The 20,294-nt window shown below is 31.3% G+C and carries 18 protein-coding genes; 10 read left to right on the plus strand and 8 right to left on the minus strand.

What is annotated here, in order from left to right; translation table 11 throughout:
• Window positions 1-48: 48 nt before the first annotated feature.
• Both H7355_RS14505 and metE read left to right on the plus strand, forming a co-directional pair.
• Window positions 49-1,410, plus strand: coding sequence for a leucine-rich repeat domain-containing protein (locus tag H7355_RS14505; RefSeq protein WP_186649098.1), 1,362 nt, complete (start codon window positions 49-51; stop codon window positions 1,408-1,410).
• 318 nt (window positions 1,411-1,728) lie between these two features.
• Window positions 1,729-4,026, plus strand: a complete 2,298-nt coding sequence (gene metE, locus H7355_RS14510; RefSeq protein WP_186649100.1) for a 5-methyltetrahydropteroyltriglutamate--homocysteine S-methyltransferase — start codon at window positions 1,729-1,731, stop codon at window positions 4,024-4,026.
• A gap of 63 nt (window positions 4,027-4,089) precedes the next feature.
• Here the strand turns inward: metE and H7355_RS14515 are convergent, their stop codons facing one another.
• Together H7355_RS14515 and H7355_RS14520 are read right to left on the minus strand one after the other, a co-directional pair.
• Window positions 4,090-4,497: a hypothetical protein gene (locus tag H7355_RS14515; RefSeq protein WP_186649102.1), complete on the minus strand. Its 408-nt coding sequence runs from the start codon at window positions 4,495-4,497 to the stop codon at window positions 4,090-4,092.
• A gap of 526 nt (window positions 4,498-5,023) precedes the next feature.
• Window positions 5,024-5,230 carry a hypothetical protein gene (locus H7355_RS14520; RefSeq protein WP_186649104.1) on the minus strand — a complete coding sequence of 69 codons (207 nt, stop codon included), beginning with the start codon at window positions 5,228-5,230 and terminating at the stop codon, window positions 5,024-5,026.
• Window positions 5,231-5,529: 299 nt separating this feature from the next.
• Between H7355_RS14520 and H7355_RS14525 the strand changes: the two genes are divergently transcribed.
• The gene (locus H7355_RS14525; protein ID WP_186649107.1) at window positions 5,530-6,144 is read left to right on the plus strand and encodes a hypothetical protein; all 615 of its coding nucleotides are present in this window, start codon (window positions 5,530-5,532) and stop codon (window positions 6,142-6,144) included.
• 8 nt (window positions 6,145-6,152) lie between these two features.
• Here H7355_RS14525 and H7355_RS14530 read toward each other — a convergent pair whose 3' ends face one another.
• Window positions 6,153-6,707 carry a hypothetical protein gene (locus tag H7355_RS14530; RefSeq protein ID WP_186649109.1) on the minus strand — a complete coding sequence of 185 codons (555 nt, stop codon included), beginning with the start codon at window positions 6,705-6,707 and terminating at the stop codon, window positions 6,153-6,155.
• 321 nt (window positions 6,708-7,028) lie between these two features.
• On the opposite strand from H7355_RS14530, the gene H7355_RS14535 reads away from it, so the two are divergent.
• Window positions 7,029-8,306: an MFS transporter gene (locus H7355_RS14535; protein WP_186649111.1), complete on the plus strand. Its 1,278-nt coding sequence runs from the start codon at window positions 7,029-7,031 to the stop codon at window positions 8,304-8,306.
• Between the two features lie 136 nt (window positions 8,307-8,442).
• Window positions 8,443-9,321: a DUF4436 family protein gene (locus H7355_RS14540; protein WP_186649113.1), complete on the plus strand. Its 879-nt coding sequence runs from the start codon at window positions 8,443-8,445 to the stop codon at window positions 9,319-9,321.
• An 89-nt stretch (window positions 9,322-9,410) separates the two neighbouring features.
• Here the strand turns inward: H7355_RS14540 and H7355_RS14545 are convergent, their stop codons facing one another.
• Window positions 9,411-11,180, minus strand: a complete 1,770-nt coding sequence (locus H7355_RS14545) for an amidohydrolase (RefSeq protein WP_186649116.1) — start codon at window positions 11,178-11,180, stop codon at window positions 9,411-9,413.
• Between the two features lie 695 nt (window positions 11,181-11,875).
• On the opposite strand from H7355_RS14545, the gene H7355_RS14550 reads away from it, so the two are divergent.
• Complete coding sequence (locus H7355_RS14550; protein ID WP_186649337.1) at window positions 11,876-12,127, plus strand: lipocalin family protein; 252 nt, start codon at window positions 11,876-11,878, stop codon at window positions 12,125-12,127.
• 90 nt (window positions 12,128-12,217) lie between these two features.
• On the opposite strand, the gene H7355_RS14555 is transcribed toward H7355_RS14550, so the two are convergent.
• From H7355_RS14555 to surE, 3 genes are read right to left on the minus strand one after another with little or no spacing between them, the layout of a single operon-like run.
• Window positions 12,218-13,021 carry an SDR family NAD(P)-dependent oxidoreductase gene (locus tag H7355_RS14555; RefSeq protein ID WP_186649126.1) on the minus strand — a complete coding sequence of 268 codons (804 nt, stop codon included), beginning with the start codon at window positions 13,019-13,021 and terminating at the stop codon, window positions 12,218-12,220.
• Window positions 13,002-14,099, minus strand: a complete 1,098-nt coding sequence (locus H7355_RS14560) for a KamA family radical SAM protein (protein WP_186649136.1) — start codon at window positions 14,097-14,099, stop codon at window positions 13,002-13,004. The genes H7355_RS14555 and H7355_RS14560 overlap by 20 nt, the downstream gene beginning before the upstream one ends.
• The gene (gene surE / locus H7355_RS14565; protein WP_186649144.1) at window positions 14,096-14,875 is read right to left on the minus strand and encodes a 5'/3'-nucleotidase SurE; all 780 of its coding nucleotides are present in this window, start codon (window positions 14,873-14,875) and stop codon (window positions 14,096-14,098) included. Before surE ends, H7355_RS14560 begins: the two co-directional genes overlap by 4 nt.
• Window position 14,876: 1 nt before the next feature.
• Here surE and H7355_RS14570 point away from each other — a divergent pair, with 1 nt between their 5' ends.
• The 4 genes from H7355_RS14570 to H7355_RS14585 all read left to right on the plus strand — a co-directional run bounded on the left by H7355_RS14570 (window position 14,877) and on the right by H7355_RS14585 (window position 18,313).
• Window positions 14,877-15,881 carry a M28 family peptidase gene (locus H7355_RS14570; protein ID WP_186649146.1) on the plus strand — a complete coding sequence of 335 codons (1,005 nt, stop codon included), beginning with the start codon at window positions 14,877-14,879 and terminating at the stop codon, window positions 15,879-15,881.
• Complete coding sequence (locus tag H7355_RS14575; RefSeq protein WP_186649148.1) at window positions 15,871-16,512, plus strand: bifunctional adenosylcobinamide kinase/adenosylcobinamide-phosphate guanylyltransferase; 642 nt, start codon at window positions 15,871-15,873, stop codon at window positions 16,510-16,512. The genes H7355_RS14570 and H7355_RS14575 overlap by 11 nt, the downstream gene beginning before the upstream one ends.
• Before the next feature lie 19 nt (window positions 16,513-16,531).
• A complete protein-coding gene (ubiE, locus tag H7355_RS14580; RefSeq protein WP_186649151.1) occupies window positions 16,532-17,272 on the plus strand; it encodes a bifunctional demethylmenaquinone methyltransferase/2-methoxy-6-polyprenyl-1,4-benzoquinol methylase UbiE in 741 nt (246 codons plus the stop codon).
• Window positions 17,273-17,368: 96 nt separating this feature from the next.
• Complete coding sequence (locus tag H7355_RS14585; RefSeq protein WP_186649153.1) at window positions 17,369-18,313, plus strand: malate dehydrogenase; 945 nt, start codon at window positions 17,369-17,371, stop codon at window positions 18,311-18,313.
• A 77-nt stretch (window positions 18,314-18,390) separates the two neighbouring features.
• Here H7355_RS14585 and H7355_RS14590 read toward each other — a convergent pair whose 3' ends face one another.
• A complete protein-coding gene (locus H7355_RS14590; protein ID WP_186649156.1) occupies window positions 18,391-20,292 on the minus strand; it encodes a DUF6311 domain-containing protein in 1,902 nt (633 codons plus the stop codon).
• Window positions 20,293-20,294 lie beyond the last annotated feature (2 nt).

The raw sequence follows: 20,294 nt of genomic DNA on the forward strand, positions 1-20,294 counted from the left end.
ATTCTTGCACGAATATGTGCTTAATCGAATATTTAAGAGGAGTTCAGCGTGAAAAAAGAAAATCGTAGTCGTATGGTTTATTTACTTCCATTTTTTTGCCTTTCAAATATGACTTATGCTCAGCAATTAAACCAATACTATTTAACTTCCACTGAAAGCATTCAAGAAAACAAGATTTCACTAAAAAAATATGACAGTAATATTTATCTTGTTAAAGATGCTGATGGACTTTTTAAAGCAAAATCTGCTTTAACTATCAACGGACTTTCTACCACAGGAGGTGTTACAGGTGAGTTGAGTGAATTGCAAAATTTTGAAATCCAAATTGACTCTTCACAAATTGCAAACATTGAAGATTATAATACAAACTTTAAAATAAATAGCTCAAATGATTCCCATGAAATGTGCAAGAAAATTAACTTTAAATTCCAAAGTAATAGCATAGTTTCGGAAATCAATAATTTGAACTTAACCACAGCAACGAGCTGTCAATATAATATCGTTGACATAGATGATAAAAAAATCTCGGAATTTACAGTTCTTTTAAACTATACTTTTAGAGATTGGTGTTCTTATTTTGACAGCTCAAATGAAGCTTTCAAAACAGCACGCGCTATTTCACAAACTTGTGACTTGCAAAAAGTTACAAAGAGCAGCTTAAATTTATATGGCTTAAAAATATCTGATTTAAGTCCTATCACTGGCTTTGTAAATTTACGCACTCTCAATTTAGACAATAATAATATATCTTATTTACCACATGGAATATTTGATAAATTGAGCAACTTAAACTGGCTTATACTTGGAAATAATTATCTTAGAACTATTCCAAAGGATGCATTTCGCAATCTGAGTAATCTCGAAACGATTTGGCTTATGGAAAACAGAATTTCAAATTTACCTCTAGGTACATTTGATCACAGTCCAAATTTGAGTTGGATTTCTCTATACAATAACGAACTCAGTTATTTAGATCCTGAATTATTTAAAAACGTAACTAATCTTCAATCGATAGAATTATCAAATAACAATTTTACTTTTTTCCCATTAAATTTAAGTCATTTTAAAGAACTTATCAGCTTTGAAATAAATGACAATTTTATTCGAGAAATCCCTGAAAATGCATTCGATGAGAATACCAAACTTGTTAATTTAGGATTCTCTGGCAATAATATAAAAGTTTTACCATCAGGAATTTTTTCAAAATTACCAAATTTAGTTTTTCTCAATGTAAGTGGCAATAATTTAAACTTCTTATCCAAAGGTCTATTTGATCAGCTCATTTCCTTAGAAAGTTTAAATATATCCCAAAATCCTTTACAATGTCTGCCAAAAGATATTTTTAAATATAATACAAAAATAGAAAATAGATCAGAACAAAGTACAATCAATTATTGCGTTGAGGAATGAAACAAAAATATTTTTTACATTGCAGAAAAATGGCGCAAAAATAATTTTCATTGAAAAAACAAAACATTTGCTATTGCGTAGATAAATAATTCTGTTAGACTGATCCATAACAGCGCTCATTTGAAAAACAGCTTGCAAGCGCTTAAAAAATTTAGCTAAAGCGGGGTTGTATTTATGTCATATTTGCTTTCCTATTCATCATTCCTTAAAGACATGTTTAATCTTTATTTATACACTCTCCGACATAGTCTCTTATAATAAAATTCAATAAAGATTATTAAATAAATTAAATAAAATTTTATATACGAAGGATTTGTCATGAGTGATATTTGTACGCATATTTTAGGATACCCAAGAATTGGCGGTCAACGTGAATTAAAAAAAGCGGTCGAATCTTATTGGAAACGTGAATTAACTGCACTGCAATTAGAAGAGATTGAAAAAAAAATAAAAGAAAATAATTGGAAAATTCAGAGTGAAGCAGGCTTGAGTTATGTAACTGTAGGTGATTTTGCCAACTATGACCACGTCCTTGATACCAGTATATTATTGGGTAATATTCCAGAACGTTTCATCGATAAAAATGTTGATATAAACTTAAATACAGTTTTTTGCATGGCACGTGGGCAAGCTCCACTTTATAAGAGCACCAGAGCTTGCGAAATGACAAAGTGGTTTAATACTAACTATCACTATATAGTGCCTGAGTTTATTAAAGGCCAAGAATTTAAAATTTCTTTAAATTCACTGTTTGATCAGATTGATCACGCAAATTCACTTGGCTACAAAATAAAGCCAGTTTTAATTGGCCCACTTACATATTTATGGCTTGGTAAAGCAATTGATAAGGATTTTAATAAACTTGATCTTTTAGGCAACTTAACCCAAGCTTACAATGAAATTTTTCAACAACTATCTCTTAAAAATATCGAATGGCTTCAGTTAGATGAACCTATTTTATCTTTAGAAATTTCGGCTGAATGGAAAAATGCCTTTTCAACTTCATATAAAAAATTAGACTTTAAAAATTTCAAAATTCTGTTGACGACCTATTTCTCATCAGTTGAAGAAAATCTCGATCTAATAAACAAATTACCTATTCATGGTCTCCACGTGGATCTTTGCTCAGCACCACAACAATTGAAAGCTATTTTAAAAAATTTTTCCAATGATAAAATTCTTTCACTTGGAATTATAAATGGAAGAAATATTTGGAAAGCAGATATTCTAAAAATCACAAATGAGCTGCAAGAAGCTAAGAAAATTTTTGGGCAAAAATTATGGCTTGCAAGCAGTTGTTCCCTTTTGCACAGCCCTGTTGATCTTGAACAAGAAAATAAGCTTGATAGCGAAATTAAAAATTGGCTTGCATTTGCAAAACAAAAAGTTGGCGAAATAAAACTCTGCGCAGATATCTTAAGTAACAACTTATCAGATAAAGGTAAAATAAAACTTAACGAGATAAATGAAGCATTAAAAGGCAGAAGTGTTTCAAAAAGAGTGCACAATGAAGAAGTTAAAAAAAGAATATCACAAATTTCGTTAAGTGATTCTGAAAGAAAAAGCAAATATAGTGAACGTGCTCTAAAGCAACGAGAGATTCTTAAATTACCACTATTCCCGACAACGACAATTGGCTCCTTTCCTCAAACACAAGATATTCGTTCTATTAGGCAGAAACTTAAAAACGGTAAAATAGATCTTGAAACCTATACCCAAGAAATCCGTATTCATATTTTAGAAACAATAACGAAACAAGAAACCCTAAATATAGATGTTCTCGTGCATGGGGAAGCCGAGCGCAATGATATGGTCGAATATTTTGGGGAACTTTTAGAAGGATTCGTATTTACTTCACACGGCTGGGTGCAAAGTTATGGATCCCGCTGTGTAAAACCACCTATTATTTTTGGAGATGTTTCCCGCCCAAAACCAATGACAACAGAATGGGCAAAATACTCTCAATCATTAACAAAACGACCAGTTAAAGGAATGCTCACAGGTCCTGTTACCATTCTCTCATGGTCATTTGTACGTGACGATCAACCTGCGCAAGAAACAGCATTGCAAATTGCTTTCGCTTTGCGAGATGAAGTAAATGATTTAGAAAATGCTGGAATAAAAATTATCCAAATCGATGAGCCAGCCTTTCGTGAAGCCCTACCATTAAAAAAATCAGAATGGCAAGAGTATTTAAATTGGGCCGTCAATTGCTTCCGTGTGTCTTCTTCAGGAGTAAAAGATTCCACACAAATTCACACACATATGTGTTACTCAGAGTTCAATGATATTATTAAATCCATTGCTGACTTAGATGCCGATGTTATAACAATTGAATGCTCACGTTCAAATATGGAACTATTAGAAGCCTTTGAAAATTATTCATACCCTAATGAAATTGGACCAGGAGTTTATGATATACATTCTCCACGCATACCAGAGAAAAGTGATATAAAAAATCTCCTTGAAAATGCTTTAAAATATATTCCAGCTGATAGACTTTGGATAAATCCTGACTGTGGGTTAAAGACTCGAAATTGGCCTGAAGTGGAAATTGCTTTAAAGAATATGACAGAAGCTGCAAAAGATCTCAGAAAAAAATACGAAGCAATTTGACAAAAAACAAAAGCGAACCAATTAGATCGATTCGCTTTTGTTTCTAAGGATTAATTTTAAAAATTAATAACTATAGACACTCGAAGCCTTTTTTACAGGCAATGAGTATTTAATAAAGCCGCCTTCTTCAACGATTAAACGAGTAGGAATTCCCTTGCTCTCAACAATTGAAAATTTTGTTCCTCTTAAATTATAAACTTTTTTTGCTCCATCATGTGAACTGTAGACATATTCTAATGTTGTTGTTGTAGGAATAATTAAGTTCATTGTACAAATACCAGGGTCACCGACTTGATTGAAACGACAACGATTATCTATATAAAGATCGACAGAATCTTTTTTAATTTCAACTACTGGACGCCCATGAATTGAAGAAACAAATTCAGTTTGCCAGATACCTTCTGCTAAATTATTTGCAAAACTTGAACTAGAAATAGCAACCAGAGCCAATAAAATACTTTTCTTTAACATTAGTAATTCCTCTACCATAAAAAGTTAAATTTAGGATTAACAAATATTATAACCCAAAGTGAATCAATCATAAAAATAATAACTAATAAATATTAAATAAAGGATTGAATTCATGAATTGAAATAAATTGAAAATATTTTTTTGTCAAGATAAATATAAAATGTTTATCTTATTTTTATCAAACTAGTCTATAAAAATATTACATATAATTTTATATTATTTTTATTTTATTTATGACACACCATAAGTAATAGATGTTAATGTTTAATTTGTTAATTTAATTTTTTATTTTTTATATTATTTATTTATAAAATAATTTCTTGATTGACTGATTAATTGATGCTATTATTTTTTACGAAAAAACAAAGTCAAAAATTTCACTCCTTCTAGGGATAAGAACCATTTTGAATTAAAAATAAGGAAGGAAATTAAATAGACAGATAGATTTATTTTATTATATTTAGAAGATTTATAATCATAAGAAAATCGAGTTTTTGCATAATTGATTTTGAGTGGAATTATCCACTCAAAGATCGTTAAAGTCTTCTAAGTCTAAATCTTCATTTAGCTGTTCTGCATCGCTAACGTCATTCAACAACTCTATAAATAAAGATGCTTTTGCTCCAAGTTCATAATATAAATTTAGATCATTAATTCTTAAGTCTGAACTGTTTAAACACTTAATCATATCTAAAGCTTCTCTTTTCATAATTTCAAAATTTTCAACTTTCACTTTAGCTCCTTAAGATTTTTTAATAAATAAATAATTTAATATCAATATATAAATAATTTTTTATTTTACTAGACAATAATTATATCGTTAATAGATGTGCACTCCTTTACATTTTGAGCACAGCTATGTATCCTAAGGTTGCAGAGAAGGGTACACACAGTGTGCTCTTTTTTTTAATTAAACTTTTTTCAAAAGTTTCCCCATTAAGATTTTTCTCATTTATGAGAAATAAATTGCAGAAATATGATATTTATTTTGTACCAGATTGTTGATTTTATGTCAATTAAGGTTTTAAATTTATGAAAAAAAAAGTTTTTAGCGCTAAAAGCTCACCTATAAAAACTAAAATTGCAGAGGAAATAAATAAAACACGTAAAGAAAATAATTTAACCATTGCACAAATTGCCAAATATCTTGAAGTCTCGACTGCAAATGCAGGAAAATATGCTAATGCCGATGTCGAATCGCCACCTTACCGTGTCGTCTCGTGTCTTGCGCGTCTACAGGGAAGAAAAGTTTCTGATCTCGTAAAAGAAATTGAAGAAGAAGACACTTTTCGAAATCATGAAAAAATAGAAGACTATTTGGATGTCTTAAATTTTCTAAGTCACGGGCTCGATGAAGAATTTAAAATGCTGTTCGAAATGATCCGAAAGAAGTCCGCTTTGCATTCGGATATTAAAAAGAATTTAAGTTGTATATTGCGTATAGCCAAATTTTTGCTTTTACTTGACTATGAGAATCTTTTGAAAAAAGAGGATGAGTTTTTAATCTTTGTAAAGCTATTTTTAGAAGCTCGAAGAGATTTAGATCCATCCGACGAGCAATTGCTGCTGGATGGAAAATTAAATATTATTAAAGAACATTTTAAAATGCTTAAGTTAAGTGAAGAAGTAAAAAATCAATTTTCATAAATATAACTTTATGAAAAACTTTCTATCCTGATTATAATTGAATAATCAACAGAACATTTATCATCCTCGCTTTCAGCATAAGGTGCTGTCATAATTTCATTAATAGCTTTTCTTATTATTTCTTTACGTTCTTGAATATATTTTTTTGAGCGTTTTTGCACATAATCGAAACCTATAATTATATCATTTGGATCATCATCCTTTAAACATTTATAAGCAATCGATGTAGCTGCTTGAGCAGTGTATTTAGAATTTATAAATTTATTTTCTCCACAATGAACATGAAATGCTTTATGATCACATTTGAATTTTCCATTTTTAAAATATATAATTCTGTCCGTTATTAACGCAGGTATTATAATTGATTTAGCATATAGCAATTGCTCTTGATTTCCTACACATTTAAAAATATCGTCAACGTCATCGATAATTGATTGGATTATTGAATTTATTGTATATGAGTAATGTGAATTAAAAATTTTGTTTGAAATTGGAGCAGTTTTTTCTGTTATATAAAATATACCATCGTTTCTAGAATATTTATTTGATAATATCTCGAGCATATTATACCTCATATCAAAACTCAATTTTAACAATATTTATATAACTCTTATTTTAAAAAATATCAAATCTCTTAATTTATAAATTTAAAATTTTCCAATAGGTTACCATTTTATATTTCATAATTTAGCAGAAAAAAATAATAGATATGAAAATTTATTACTATTTATTTATAATATTTTTAAAAAAATAAAATAAAATTATTTAATAAATTTTATTTTATAAAAATATTAATAATAAATATATATATTTAACTGTTGATTATAATTTTCTAAATCTATATAATATTTTTATATAGATTTAGAAAACTCAAAGGAAAATCAATGGAATATCTAAAGAGTTTATTAACGAAAAAAAACTATTTTTTAATATTTATGCACTATTTTATATCACAAATCCCTTTTATAGGAATTGTGTCAACACTCGCTATTATATTGACGAAACGCAATTTAGACCCGTCGCAAATTGCAATTGTGATTTTTCTTTTCACCAGTTCCTATCGAGCTTTAAAGGTCATAATTGCACCCTACTTGGATCAATTGGCCGCAGAAAAAGGGATCGTCATTGGATGTCTGTTTGCAGCCTTTGGTTTTCTAAGCTTTGCAATTTCGGATAATTATTATTTGATCATCCTCTCTCTTCTGCTTACTGGGCTTGGCATCTCAATTAATAGTATTTCGAGCAAGGTTTTCACTATAGAAAGTTCCGAAAAAGCTGATAACAAAAGTGAAATATTTTCTATAATAATCACATCTGTCAATATTGCAGGTGCAATTGCCCAACCTTTTGCTTTAAATATGTTAGATAGAAATTATGAGAAAACAATTTTAGTATCTTATGCTATTTTTTACATTATCCCAATCATTATTTTTTGTTATCTCTTTAAGAAAAAAGATATTTCAGTTTCGAGTAAAAAAACGGCGCCTCTATCTACCGGGTTTCACACCTATCTCCATTTTTTGAAAAATAAATCATTTTTGCTTTTTGTTCTTATCAATATCCTTATTTGGTCTCTCTATGGCCAGTTATATAATGCTTTTTCATTACATATTGGAGTTAAGTTAAACAATAAAATGTTACTTGGAAATTATTATGTAGCTATGTCTGTATTGATAATTGCTTTTCAATTAATTATTACGAATCTAACTCACAAAATTGATAAAGGAGATCCTACAAAAAATCTATATCGTTCTGCTATTGCATTCGCAATTTCATTTATTTTAATCTACTTCAACAGTATAAATATTCTTTTTGTTATAGCTATTATAATCACTTTTAGTTTAGCTGAAATCCTATTTGGCCCATCACTTGAAGTCTTCGCAATTCAAGTTTGTGGTCATGAAAACAGAAATGTTTGGATTAGTTTAGTTACTATTAGCACAGCTTTGGGCGAGTCTCTGGGTGGTGGCTTGGGCATAAAAATTTATAGTTTATTTGGCAATTATAACACTTATTGGCTTTATGTAGCAATTTACTCTTTTCTAGTCGCTCTCTTTATTTTTTGTGTCCGCTATTTTATTGGCTCTGTGCCAAGCATTCAAACGAAAAATAATAATCCTTTGGAATTGGCTTTTGATAAGATCGGAAATAAAGAAAATTAACTTCACAGCTATGTTTTTTTAATTAATAAAAAACGAGTACTGAAAAACGTCTTTATCTCCCTCCCTATCAAAATTCAGACACATTCCCTCTTTTAATAAAAATACCATTATACTTAAGTTAAGGTAAATCAATGAAATGAAATTTTGCAAAGGTTCATATATGCTTTGTTCTTATAAAAATCTATTTGCGAAACTATGTATTTTGCTAATCTTAACTGTTATTTTATTAGGGCAAACCCGCGCGGTAAAGTCACTTGATATCGAAAATGGAGATCTCCCAATAGTACAAATTAACATGTTGTCATTTGATGATGTGAATGCTGTTCTCAGCTCAAAGACTCAGCTTTTTTTCCCACCAAAACTTGTATCTCCAAACGGAACTTTAAAAAATGAATATAACTTTATAGATTTATTAAACTTTGGCGAATCTATTTTAACAATAAAAGGCAACAAGCGTTATGCGGCATTTGACAATGGACTCTCAGCAAGTTACCAATTGGACGATATCGTCGATCACTTTTACTATCCCTTTGACAAATACAAAATTAATTTACTGTTTTTTTTAGACAGAGTGAATGCAAACGGCACCATTGAAAATATTCCGTTCAAATATAATTGCGATTTCTGCTCCATTCGCGGATATAATATAATAACTCATGATATATCAAAACCAAATCAAAATATTCTAACATTAGAAACTTATATTGAACGCCCTTTATCCACAAGAATAATTGCTATGATAAATATTATTTCGATGTGGGTTTTATCTTTAGTAGTCGTTTTTATGACAATTAGTATTGCTAAAAGTCAAATGAAACCTGAAATAGGTACGTTTGGTTTTATTGCAGGTCTTCTTTTTACACTTCCTCTTATTCGCAATATTTCACCTATGATTCCATATATGGGTGTTTTTATCGATTTTATCGGATTTTTTATCAATGAATTTATTATTGCATTCTGTATGGTATTTACAGCATATTACTGGATTGTGCGTAATAAATTGGAAACAACCTGAATCTTTTCCTATTCTCGTTTAACTATTAACTTGACAGGCACTAGTTCCAATGAGAAGTTGATGTTTTCATCAACTATGTCATGATTAATTTAAACTTTTTTATCAGCCATATAAACAATTTTTCCATTAAACATTGTCCAAAGAGATTTTGTATTTAATAAATCTTCAGATGATATTTCAAATATATCTTGATTTAGCAAGGTAAAGTCTGCAAATTTTCCAATCTCAATCGAACCAATCTTATCTTGCATCCGTATAGCATTGGCAGCATCAATTGTATATGCATAAAGCATATCTTCTAATTTTACTTTCTCTTCAGGAATAAGTTCTGCGCTTCCTGTTGATTTTCTTGTTATGGCACGTGTTATAGCTTCCCATGGATTTGCGCTCGAAACTGGCCAATCACTGCCGCCGACTACAAGAGCTTGAGAGCTTATTAAAGATTTAGTTGGATAAATATATCGATAAATTTGTGCATCGATATATGGTTTAAGGAGATCTACAGTAGATGGATTTGGTACCGCCCACAATAACTGCATTGAAGCTGCGACCCCGAGCTTCTTAAAGCGAGAAAAATCACTTGGATCTACAAATTGAAGGTGCGCAACAGTATGATATATCCCACTGTTGCCATTCGTTTTGCGAGCTGAAGCAACACCATCTAACGCAATTTTAACAGCCTTATCGCCAATGGCATGGATATGTACTAATAAATTACTCTTATCTGCTTCGGTCACAAATAATCCAAAAGTAGAAGGATTTATAATAGTTGGTACAATAGCTCCGCTATTACTATAAGGTTTAGATAAAGCTGCAGTTTGTGTTGGGTATTCTGGTACCCCATCTGCAAAAATTTTCACTCCCAGTATGGAAAAATTTTCGACATGCTTATATTTTTCACGTATTAATTCAATCGTTTTTAAATCAGCTAAGTCAGCTTTTGGACTTGCAACTAAGGCACCAACGTGGACGGTCAGTTTTTTAATTTCTGCAAGTTTTTCATATATAGGAATAGCTCCTAAATGTTTTAATGAAGGATTCATCGTAAACATAGGTTCAGTAGGATAAGCATTTGATATAGCGTCTACCCAAGCAGTAATTCCTTGCGAGTTGAAATAATTTATGGCAGCCTGTCCTGCTTTAAGCATCAATTGATTGTCAGGTAAAGAAACATTTTTTCTAACTGTATCAAATCCTTCTTCTGACACAAAACCGTTTGGATTATTTTGTGAATCTCTTCCATAAAATTTTTGTTCTCTCTCAGTTAACCCTGAAATAAATGCTTTAGAAATACCAGATTTCTCTAGCATTGCTTGATTAACCCATGCCGTGTGCCCATCATCACCTGCTAATACAATAGGTGTACCAATAAATTCATCTGCGTTAAATAGAGAATGTAAATCGTCAATATTAGACCAATAATTTGTAGATACACTATTAATATATATGACATCATCAATAAATGCACTTTTGTTTGCGATAGCTTCTGTTACTTTAGTTTTTAAATCTGGGATAGTTAATAACTCACCATGTAAAGAAAATCCAACTAATTCTGAAAATCCACCTTGAATCGGGTGAGCATGAGTATCTATCATGCCTGGAAGAAGGACTCTACCTTCTAAATTAATCTTTTTTTTGGCTACCCATTTTTTTGCTTGTGTATCCGTTCCTACAAAAATTATTTTTCCATCTTGAACCACAACGGCTTGTGCAAACGGCTTTTGTCTTTGTGCAGTAAATATTTTTCCATTGTAAATTAATAGATCAGCATTTTTAATTTTATTTGGGAAGGAGAGCGGATGATAAGTAATTAGCAATAAAGCAACGAATCCAATCAAAGCATAATTTAATTTTTTCATAAAAATTCCTCATATAATTCGCAGAAATGTATTTTAAAAAATTCTCTCTTGATATTAATATTTAAATAATATTTACAATAAAATAATAATTTCCAGAAACATCAAGAAATATAAATAAAAAACACTAAAAATAATGATAGATATTTAATATAAATAATAACTAAATACCTGTTTACTTAAACAGAAAACAAGTTATGAGCAAGAACAATAAACTATATCAAAACCTATCTTGTCAATACTCAATCTGAAATTTTCAATTTTCAAATAAATGCTTTTTACAAAAAATTGTTTTTCTTTGAACAAAAATATACCTAGTTAAGAAATCATACTTAATTTATTCTATGACATCTCCGATGTATCTAACTTGACAAACTATACAATTCAATAAAATGTGTTTTATTTTCAGAGCATTTTTTAAATAACCACATAATTCTTAAACAATAATATATGGTTTTTAAATTGAAAAACCACAATTATAAAAAAACAATAATTATGACGGTTTTTGTGAGAGCAAGAAAAAAATTTTTAATCTGTAAATATAAATTCAAAGTTAACAAGCATATCATAAGTAGGATACTTTTATGATTAAATATTTAAAATTAGCACTATATCCACTCATTACATTTTTTTCTCAAAATATTTATTCCGATCAATGAGTAAAAAATGACCAAAAAGCATCGGAGTTTAAATTTGATATAAATAAATATTTAGGAACTTGGCATGAGCAAGCACGCCTAGAAACAAAATTTCAAAAAAATTGTGACTCTTCAACAGCTCATTATTCTTTAAATAATGATGGGACAATTAAAGTGCTTAATACTTTCAACAGAATAGATGGCAGCAGCAACGATATTATTGGAAAAGCAAAAATTGACCCCAAAGATCCCAGTGGGCGAAATTTAATTGTTAGCTTTAATTTCATAACAACTTTCAAAGATTATTTATGATAAACGTGCATAATAAGTTTAAATCCTCAGGCATTTCTTTCTCATTCTCATGCTGTGTGAGCAATAAATTAGAGACTACAAAACTCTTTTCTATTCCCGTTTTACTTTATAACTGACAGGCGCCTGCACCAAAGGCAAAACAATAATTTCATCGATGTTCACATGTTCTGGCTCCTTTAAGGTTTGCAAGATAACCCGCGCTATATCTGTTGAATTCAATGCCTTTACCCCATCATAAACAGCTTGAGATTTTTCATTGTCTCCATGAAAACGCACGAGACTAAAATCAGTCTTAACCATCCCAGGCGAAACTAAGGAAACACGAATATTTTTATCATGAAATTCTTGGCGCAAAGCTTCGCTAAATGCACGCACAGCAAATTTAGTCGCACAATATACAGATCCACCTGTATAGCTGTAATGTCCAGCAATGCTTCCTAAATTTACAATATGTCCACCGCTTCTCTTAAGCATTTTTCGTGATACAACCGATGCCAATTTAAATGCCACAGTTACGTTTGTTTCGATCATTTCTTCGAGATCTGTGAAGTTTAATTCAGAAACATTATCACGACCACGTGCGAGACCCGCATTGTTTATAAAAATATCAACATCAAGAGCATTTTCATTTTCAAGCACAGAAAGAAAATCTTTCTGCATAAGATCGAGAGGTATTAGATTTATTCTTAAATCAGGATACAAATCGAGAATTTCATTTTTTAATTCTGTTAATTTATCGCGTCGTCTCGCCACAAGGTTCAGATGCACTCCTTCACGAGCAAGCCAAGCAGCCGTAGCGAGACCGATTCCTGAGCTGGCTCCTGTCACAAGAGCCGTTTTATTTTTTAATTTTGTTTCGTTGCTTAAAAAGATATCATTTAGAGTTTTCGCCATGTTCTTCTCCTTGAGGATACTGAACAGTGATTATAGAACCATCAAGCGGACTTTCAAATTCCCAAGTATTTTTTTCGCTTTCTCTTGCTGTGTGGGTATTTATAGCAATTTTCCCATTTCCACCTGGAATATCAATTATTAAATGAGGAATACAAAGCCCAGAAATTTTCCCACGCAAACTTTTCATAAGATCAATTGCTTGCTTTAATGGAATACGAAAATGCTCTGTTCCTTTAGCTAAATCTGGATAATGGATATAATAAGGTTTCACTCTATTTTCTATGGCAGTCTTTAATAAAGAAACGAGTTTATTATTCGTATCGTTAATATCCTTTAATAAAACGGATTGGAGCACCACTGGTATTCCGTTGTCAATCAATTTTGCGAGAGCAGCTTTTGCTTCAGCCGTAAATTCTTCCGAACTGTTCATATGCACAGCGATCCAAATACTCTTTTTTGTTTCATTAAGTATCTGAATAAGTGAATCGTTAATTCTTGAAGGTAGCACGGAAGGAATACGCGTGTGAAAACGTATGACTTTAACATGTTCAATTGATGAAATTTCTTTTAATAAATTGTGCAATACTTTATCGGTTAAGACTAAGGGATCACCTCCCGTTAAAATAACTTCCCAAATTTCTGGATGAGACTTAATATAATCAATTGCTAATTTGGCATTATCACTTTTGATATTGTTTGCTGAGTCAGAAACTTTATTCCGTCTGAAACAAAATCGACAGTAGACACCACAAAGATAAGTGGGCTTAAATAAAACCCGATCTGGATAACGATGGACAATCCCTTCTACGGGCGACCAACGGGAATCGCCGATTGGGTCATCTAATTCTTCAGGCAAAAATATAATTTCGTTTTTAGAAGGAATAAATTGTTTCGCAAGGGCTTTATTACCCTTAACAATATCTTCGATAAAAATATGCGGCACACGAATATCAAATGTGTCTTTTACTTTTTGCAAATCTTGTATATCACTCGCAGGAACAATAGATTTCTCTGCCAATTGATTCAAGTTAATCAAAGATTTTGCTAATTCTTTTGCCCAGTTTTTTTCAGATATCATAATTTCAGATTACCAAGAAACCTTTCTAGTTTTTTGTTACTTTCTGTACTGCTTTGCTTCGCTTGAACAAAGCTTAAGGTTGCAATTCCACTCGATACTAAAGAAACATCTTGAGACATATCTTGTGGTTCAAAGCGAGAAACACCACCTATCAGATAGATTTTTATATTCTTATTGTCCTTAGGAGTCATTTCGTCGAAGTTAGGGACATAAAGGGATTCTCCACCACAGTCCGCAATGGCCGCTGTTTTTGCACAGATAGGGACATTGATATTGAGTATTTCAAGCCGAGGCCATTCAAGTTTTTGTGCATGCTCTAAAACTTGCCCCACAAGCTGGGCAGCTTTTAAAAATGCTTCGTCCACATCCTGTTCCGAGCCTCCTCGATTATCTGAATCAGCAGACACGGCAATTGCTTTGTAGCCAATCATGGCTGCCTCAGTTGCTGCTCCCACCGTGCCGCTGTAATTGACATCAATTCCAACATTCATGCCATGGTTGATACCAGAAATGACGAAATCAGGTTTATCATCCTTTAGAATTTGTCCTAATGCCAGAGCCACACAATCCGCTGGTGTGCCGTCAACTGCATAAACTTCTTCAGAAATTTTCTTTACGCGAATGGGTTCATAAAAGGTCATTGCATGGGATTTTCCACTGCGTTCGCCATTTGGAGCAACAACTGTTATTTTGTGACCTAAGGATTTGAGATGGCTCATAAGAACTTGCATACCTTTTGCCTTATAACCATCGTCATTTGAGAGGAGAAGATGCATTGTGAAAAAAACCTCGTTGTTTTGGGTAATATTATGGATGGTTCCGTTCGGAGGAGCAATTGCCAAAGCTCAACCCCTAACTTATCAAAACTCGACTCAATTCTCAGAAGACAATATGAGTAAGTCGCTTGCTTGGTATACTTTAAATCCACACCCTATGGGAAGTGAAAATCAAACTAAAATTGCTCAAAGTTTAGAGCTCACTCTTAAAAAACTTGGATGGAAAACAACAAAACAGAGGTTTAAGGTAAACGCACCAAATCTAGAATCTTTACGTTTCGGTGGAAAAAATAAAAATGACAAAGAATTAAAACTTGTTGATGGATATAATATTATTGCAACATTAAACGGTAAAGAAAATTGTTCTATTATAATTGGTGGCCATTATGACACAAAATTTTTTAGAGATTTTAAATTTATTGGTGCAAATGACGGAGGTTCTTCGACCGTTTTAATGTTAGAGTTTGCTCGCATGCTTAAAAAAGAAAACTTTAAATCAGGAACTCTAGGACGTTGCTCTATAACACTCGTTTTTTTTGATGGAGAAGAAGCATTTTTACCAAATTGGGATGAAGGAAATTATATTTTAGGAATACAAGATAACCTATATGGATCAAGAGAGTTTGTAAAACAATATGTGCAAACAAAAAATAATATAAAGTTATTTGAAAATAAGCCCATCAATTTAACAATTGTTCTTGATATGATTGGACATAAAAATCAAAAACTTTTTATGTCCAATGGTTCTGATAATACTTATGCAGAAAAATTTATTCTAACAGCCAAAAATATTGATATAAAAAAATCTTGGCTTTCAATGGAAGATGATCATATTCCTTTTAAAGATCTAAATATTCCTTATCTCCATATTATTGATTGGACAAATTTAAAAGAATGGCACACAATGAAAGATACAGAAGAAATAATATCAGTTAAAAATTTAGCAAATTTTGGCCAATCGCTTTTATCCTTTCTTTCTAGCAAAAGGATTGAAAATGGAAAATAATCAATCAACTATTGCTCTTCTATTAGGCGGAGCCCATTCTGGCAAAAGTCAATTCGCTGAAAACTGTGCTGCCCATTGGCGATCTGTTGCTTACTATGCAACAGGTGGACAAATTGAAAACTCACCTGAGTGGGAAAACCGCATTCTTCGCCACAAAGAGAGAAGACCAAGCCATTGGTTGACTATTGAATATCCAATGGAAATTGATGATGTAGCAACTATTTGTAAACAAGAAAATCCAGAAGTATTAATAATGGATTGTTTGACCCTCTGGATGGGTTGGAAATTGAGCAAAAATTTCCAAAGTTATTCTCAAATTCAATTGTTAAAACATTTAGAAACAGAGTCGATCCATCTTTTAAAAGAAATACAAAATTTAAACCTTCCTGTACTTGTAGTTTCGAACGAAGTGGGAGAAGGTGTCGTACCAAGCTCAGAAAGTGGAAGACTTTTTCGCGAGGCTATGGGATATATAAATCAATTGTTTGCCGAAGCTGCAAAATTAATTTCATTCAGTATTGCCAGTCAGAATCTTCTTTTAAAAAATTCTAACATGAAAATGCAAAATGGATTTTCGCCGCTAGGCATAATAAATGCTGAATATATTTTTTCTGAATTAAATTTTAAATAAATATTTTTTGAGGTTAATTATGAAAGTTGAAAATGAAAACAATCAATCCATGATTTTAAGCGATAAATCCCTTCAAGTTCAAAAAATGTTCGATAAAATATCTAGGAAATATGATTTTCTAAATCGTCTACTTTCCGCTGGTCAAGACATCCGGTGGCGGAATTATATGATTAAAAAACTCCCTAAAGTAGAAAATAAATCAGGAACTTTATATGATATTGCCTGCGGAACTGGCGATGTATTATTTTCCACAGCAATTCTTAGAAATGATTATACCAATCTTACTGGTTTTGATATTTCAAACGGAATGCTAGAGCAGGCAAAGGCAAGAGGGAAAGCAAAATTCTCACATATACATTTTATCCAAGCTTCAGCTGAAAGCATTCCGGTAAATTCTAACTCTGCGGATGCTGTTACCATTTCTTTTGGTTTTAGAAATGTCGATCAAAGAGAAAAAGCATTGCAAGAGTTTCATAGAATTTTAAAACCATCTGGTACTTTATTTATTCTCGAATTTTTTCCATCTAAAAATACATTTATGTCTAAGTTATTTGATTTTTATTTTAAAAAAATATTGCCTAAAATTGCAGGTCTTTTCTCAGATAAATCTGCTTATGAATATCTGCCAAATAGTGTATCAACTATGCCTGATGGAGATGAATTTAAAAATACTCTTAAAGAAATGGGTTTTATAGAAATTGAGCAAAAATGCTGGCTCACTGGCGCAACACGACTTTTCAAAGCTGTTAAAAAGAGTTAAAAATTTATGCGCTGCTTGTTTTGATTAAAAAAAGCGAGCATTATGCCAAACGAGTTAACTTACGAATTGCCTGTTTCTTTAACAAGGAGCTAAAAAATGCTTAAGAGACCAAAAATTACAGTTGTGGGTGCCGGTGGAAATGTGGGAGCATCCGTTGTTCAATGGTGTGCACAAAAAGAGCTTGGGGATCTCGTTCTCATTGACTTAAAACCAAATGTTGCGCAAGGACGTGCTTTGGATCTTTCACAAGGAGGAGCATTTGCGGGCTTCAATGCTAGCTTTACTTCAACAGACGACTCTTCTCATATGCAAGACTCGGACATAGTCGTCATCACAGCAGGTGTTCCACGTAAACCTGGACAAACTCGTGAAGAGCTTGTTGGTATTAATGCTGGCATTGTAAAAACTGTCTGTGAAAATGTAAAACAATATGCTCCAAATTCCATCGTAATTATTGTTTCAAATCCTCTCGATGCTATGCTCACAGTGGCACAAAAAGTAACAGGTTTCCCAAGAGAAAGAGTGATAGGAATGTCAGGAGTTCTTGATTCTTCTCGCTTTCGCTCAAATATTGCTCGTGCATTAAATGTTCATATAAAAGATGTTTCTGCAATAGTTTTAGGCGCACACACTGATAAAGATATGGTTCCTATCACAAGTACAGCTACTGTGGGCGGCGTACCACTCAATAAATTGCTAAAAGCAGAACAAATTGCTGATGTCGTCAGCAGAACCAAACGCGGAGGAGCTGAACTTACTGAACTTATTGGCACTTCCGCATGGGTAGCTCCTGGTTTTGGTGTGACAGCAATGGTTGAAAGTATCGTTCTCAATCAAGGACGCATTTTACCTTGTTCAGTAGAACTCAAAGGTGAATACGATATTTCTGAAGGTGCATGCCTATGTGTTCCGGTTAAATTAACAAATAAAGGTGCTGAAAAGGTTTTTGAAATCGACCTCTCGTCCGATGAAAAAGCAGCTTTAAAAGCGGCACACACTGCTTATCTGGAAGTGAGAAAAATTGCTTTGAGCAGTATTTAACTTAGTTATAAAGTTTTAAATAAAAAAAGCTCTTTATTTTAGAGCTTTTTTTTATTTAAAACAAGAATTTTTTATTCTTAGTTTTTATTCTTACATGCATAAAATTCCTGTATTATTTCACACTCTAAATTCTTATTTTTCTGATCGGTCGGAAAAAGTTTCATCTCATTTTTTAAGACAACATAAACAGTATCTCTTGGAATATATCCACCTACAATATTTTTATAAACATTCTTTTCATTTTCTTTAAATTTATGTAAATCTATTCTTGCAAAATAACCAATATTTGTTGAATATTTATATTCCTTAGACAATAACCAGAAATCTTCATAAAAATATTCTTGATTTGGATAAAAAATAAGTTTATTTTTATCTGCGCCCATAAATTTTACCCAGGGTGAAAAATCTCGCTTAACTGAAAATCCATTTGCAAGATTAAGTGCTACTGGTTTATATAAAGGATAAAGATCAATAAGTTGAATTATGAGCGCAATAATAAATAGTATATATTTTTTATAGATCGATCTTTCACGAAAGATTAGTGACAATAAACTAAATATAATAATAAAATAATAAACTGGCCAAATAAATCGCCCCATTGATCGATAGACTATAAAAATATAATCAATTAAAAATGTTTTTGAAATATTTAATATTGTAATATTTCCAAATTTAAAATTCAATCCTGTAGCTAATAAGGTAAGAATAACTATGATCCAAAGCAGATATTTATTTTCCTTATTAAAAATATATTTCTGCTTTGGCCATTTTTCAAAGAGTAAAACAACTAAAATCATTAGAAGGCCTAACCCTAAATATGCCGAACCCTCATAATCACCTCCTGTAGAAGGTAAAGGGTTTAATAATGCATATTTCCCCATTGAGTTTATAAAGGTATTAAGATTTGAGCGATAAGATAAATTGAGATCATCCACTATATGTCCGAGATGAAAATATCCAATGATATACCATGAAATGAAGACAGATATAAAAGTGAAAGTAAACAAGAATGATAAAAATTTGAATTGCTTTTTATCTGTAAAATAGATTTTCAAAATAAGAGCTGAAAAAAGCGAAAATAACATAAACGTTAGATACGGATGTAACCAAACCGTTATATAGACGATAATAGAATGCCATATTATTTTTTTCTTGTTGCTCATTTCACTGGATAAATAAAGATAAAAACTTGCTAAAATAAGCCAGTGGGCATTGAGTGTTAAATGTGAGACACGATCCAACAAAACAGTCGAAAAAATGAGAAATGGAACTGCTAAGAGTTTTAATTTTAGAGAGCATTTTATATTTTTAAATATCAAAGCTGCAAATAAACCCTGTAAAGCGTAATTTAAAAAATACCAAATGCCTAGATATTGAAAATAACTTGGAAGTAAAGGATTTAATAATTTAAAAAGTACGCAAAATAACATCGTTGGATCTGAATATGCAATTGAAATACCATCCGGATAATTTATGGATTCAATATAACCAAGTGGAAAACTCCAAGGAGAGTCCCTAAATATATGCCAGCTTAAAAAATTAAGACTTAAATCTCTGCCAAAATGACTAATCCATTCAATACGTCTGGGATCTAATATATAAAAGGAAAAGCGAAATCCAAATAAAAAAATAGAAAGCACAAGAGAATAAATAATAAGTATTTTTGCATGTACTTTTAACGATAAATTCTCTAATTTTTTATTTAACATAATTAAAAATATCAAAACTTTATCTATAAATAGAAAAAATATACAACCTATAATACCTAAAACTGGTACTAAATAAAGCCTCTGTATTTTATAAATACAGGAATTTGAATAACGACCATGATTGCAATTAAAATCCAACCAAGACACTTGATTCACATAAATTGCATAACCAATAATAATTGATGCAAGTAGATACAGTAAAAGTAAAGCTTTTTTACTTCTTATTTTTGCGAGTACAGAAAAAAATTTCACATCATATATTGCTGACATTG

The sequence above is a fragment of the Fluviispira vulneris genome, from assembly GCF_014281055.1.
In the GTDB taxonomy this organism is placed as follows: Bacteria; Bdellovibrionota_B; Oligoflexia; order Silvanigrellales; family Silvanigrellaceae; genus Silvanigrella; species Silvanigrella vulneris.

Bases quoted from the DNA above. Each gene is read 5' to 3' on its own strand.
- metE (WP_186649100.1), top strand. From the start codon at position 1,729: ATGAGTGATATTTGTACGCATATTTTAGGATACCCAAGAATTGGCGGT.
- H7355_RS14515 (WP_186649102.1), bottom strand. From the start codon at position 4,497: ATGTTAAAGAAAAGTATTTTATTGGCTCTGGTTGCTATTTCTAGTTCA.
- H7355_RS14525 (WP_186649107.1), top strand. From the start codon at position 5,530: ATGAAAAAAAAAGTTTTTAGCGCTAAAAGCTCACCTATAAAAACTAAA.
- H7355_RS14530 (WP_186649109.1), bottom strand. From the start codon at position 6,707: ATGCTCGAGATATTATCAAATAAATATTCTAGAAACGATGGTATATTT.
- H7355_RS14535 (WP_186649111.1), top strand. From the start codon at position 7,029: ATGGAATATCTAAAGAGTTTATTAACGAAAAAAAACTATTTTTTAATA.
- H7355_RS14540 (WP_186649113.1), top strand. From the start codon at position 8,443: ATGAAATTTTGCAAAGGTTCATATATGCTTTGTTCTTATAAAAATCTA.
- H7355_RS14545 (WP_186649116.1), bottom strand. From the start codon at position 11,180: ATGAAAAAATTAAATTATGCTTTGATTGGATTCGTTGCTTTATTGCTA.
- H7355_RS14555 (WP_186649126.1), bottom strand. From the start codon at position 13,021: ATGGCGAAAACTCTAAATGATATCTTTTTAAGCAACGAAACAAAATTA.
- H7355_RS14560 (WP_186649136.1), bottom strand. From the start codon at position 14,099: ATGATATCTGAAAAAAACTGGGCAAAAGAATTAGCAAAATCTTTGATT.
- surE (WP_186649144.1), bottom strand. From the start codon at position 14,875: ATGCATCTTCTCCTCTCAAATGACGATGGTTATAAGGCAAAAGGTATG.
- H7355_RS14575 (WP_186649148.1), top strand. From the start codon at position 15,871: ATGGAAAATAATCAATCAACTATTGCTCTTCTATTAGGCGGAGCCCAT.
- ubiE (WP_186649151.1), top strand. From the start codon at position 16,532: ATGAAAGTTGAAAATGAAAACAATCAATCCATGATTTTAAGCGATAAA.
- H7355_RS14585 (WP_186649153.1), top strand. From the start codon at position 17,369: ATGCTTAAGAGACCAAAAATTACAGTTGTGGGTGCCGGTGGAAATGTG.
- H7355_RS14590 (WP_186649156.1), bottom strand. From the start codon at position 20,292: ATGTCAGCAATATATGATGTGAAATTTTTTTCTGTACTCGCAAAAATA.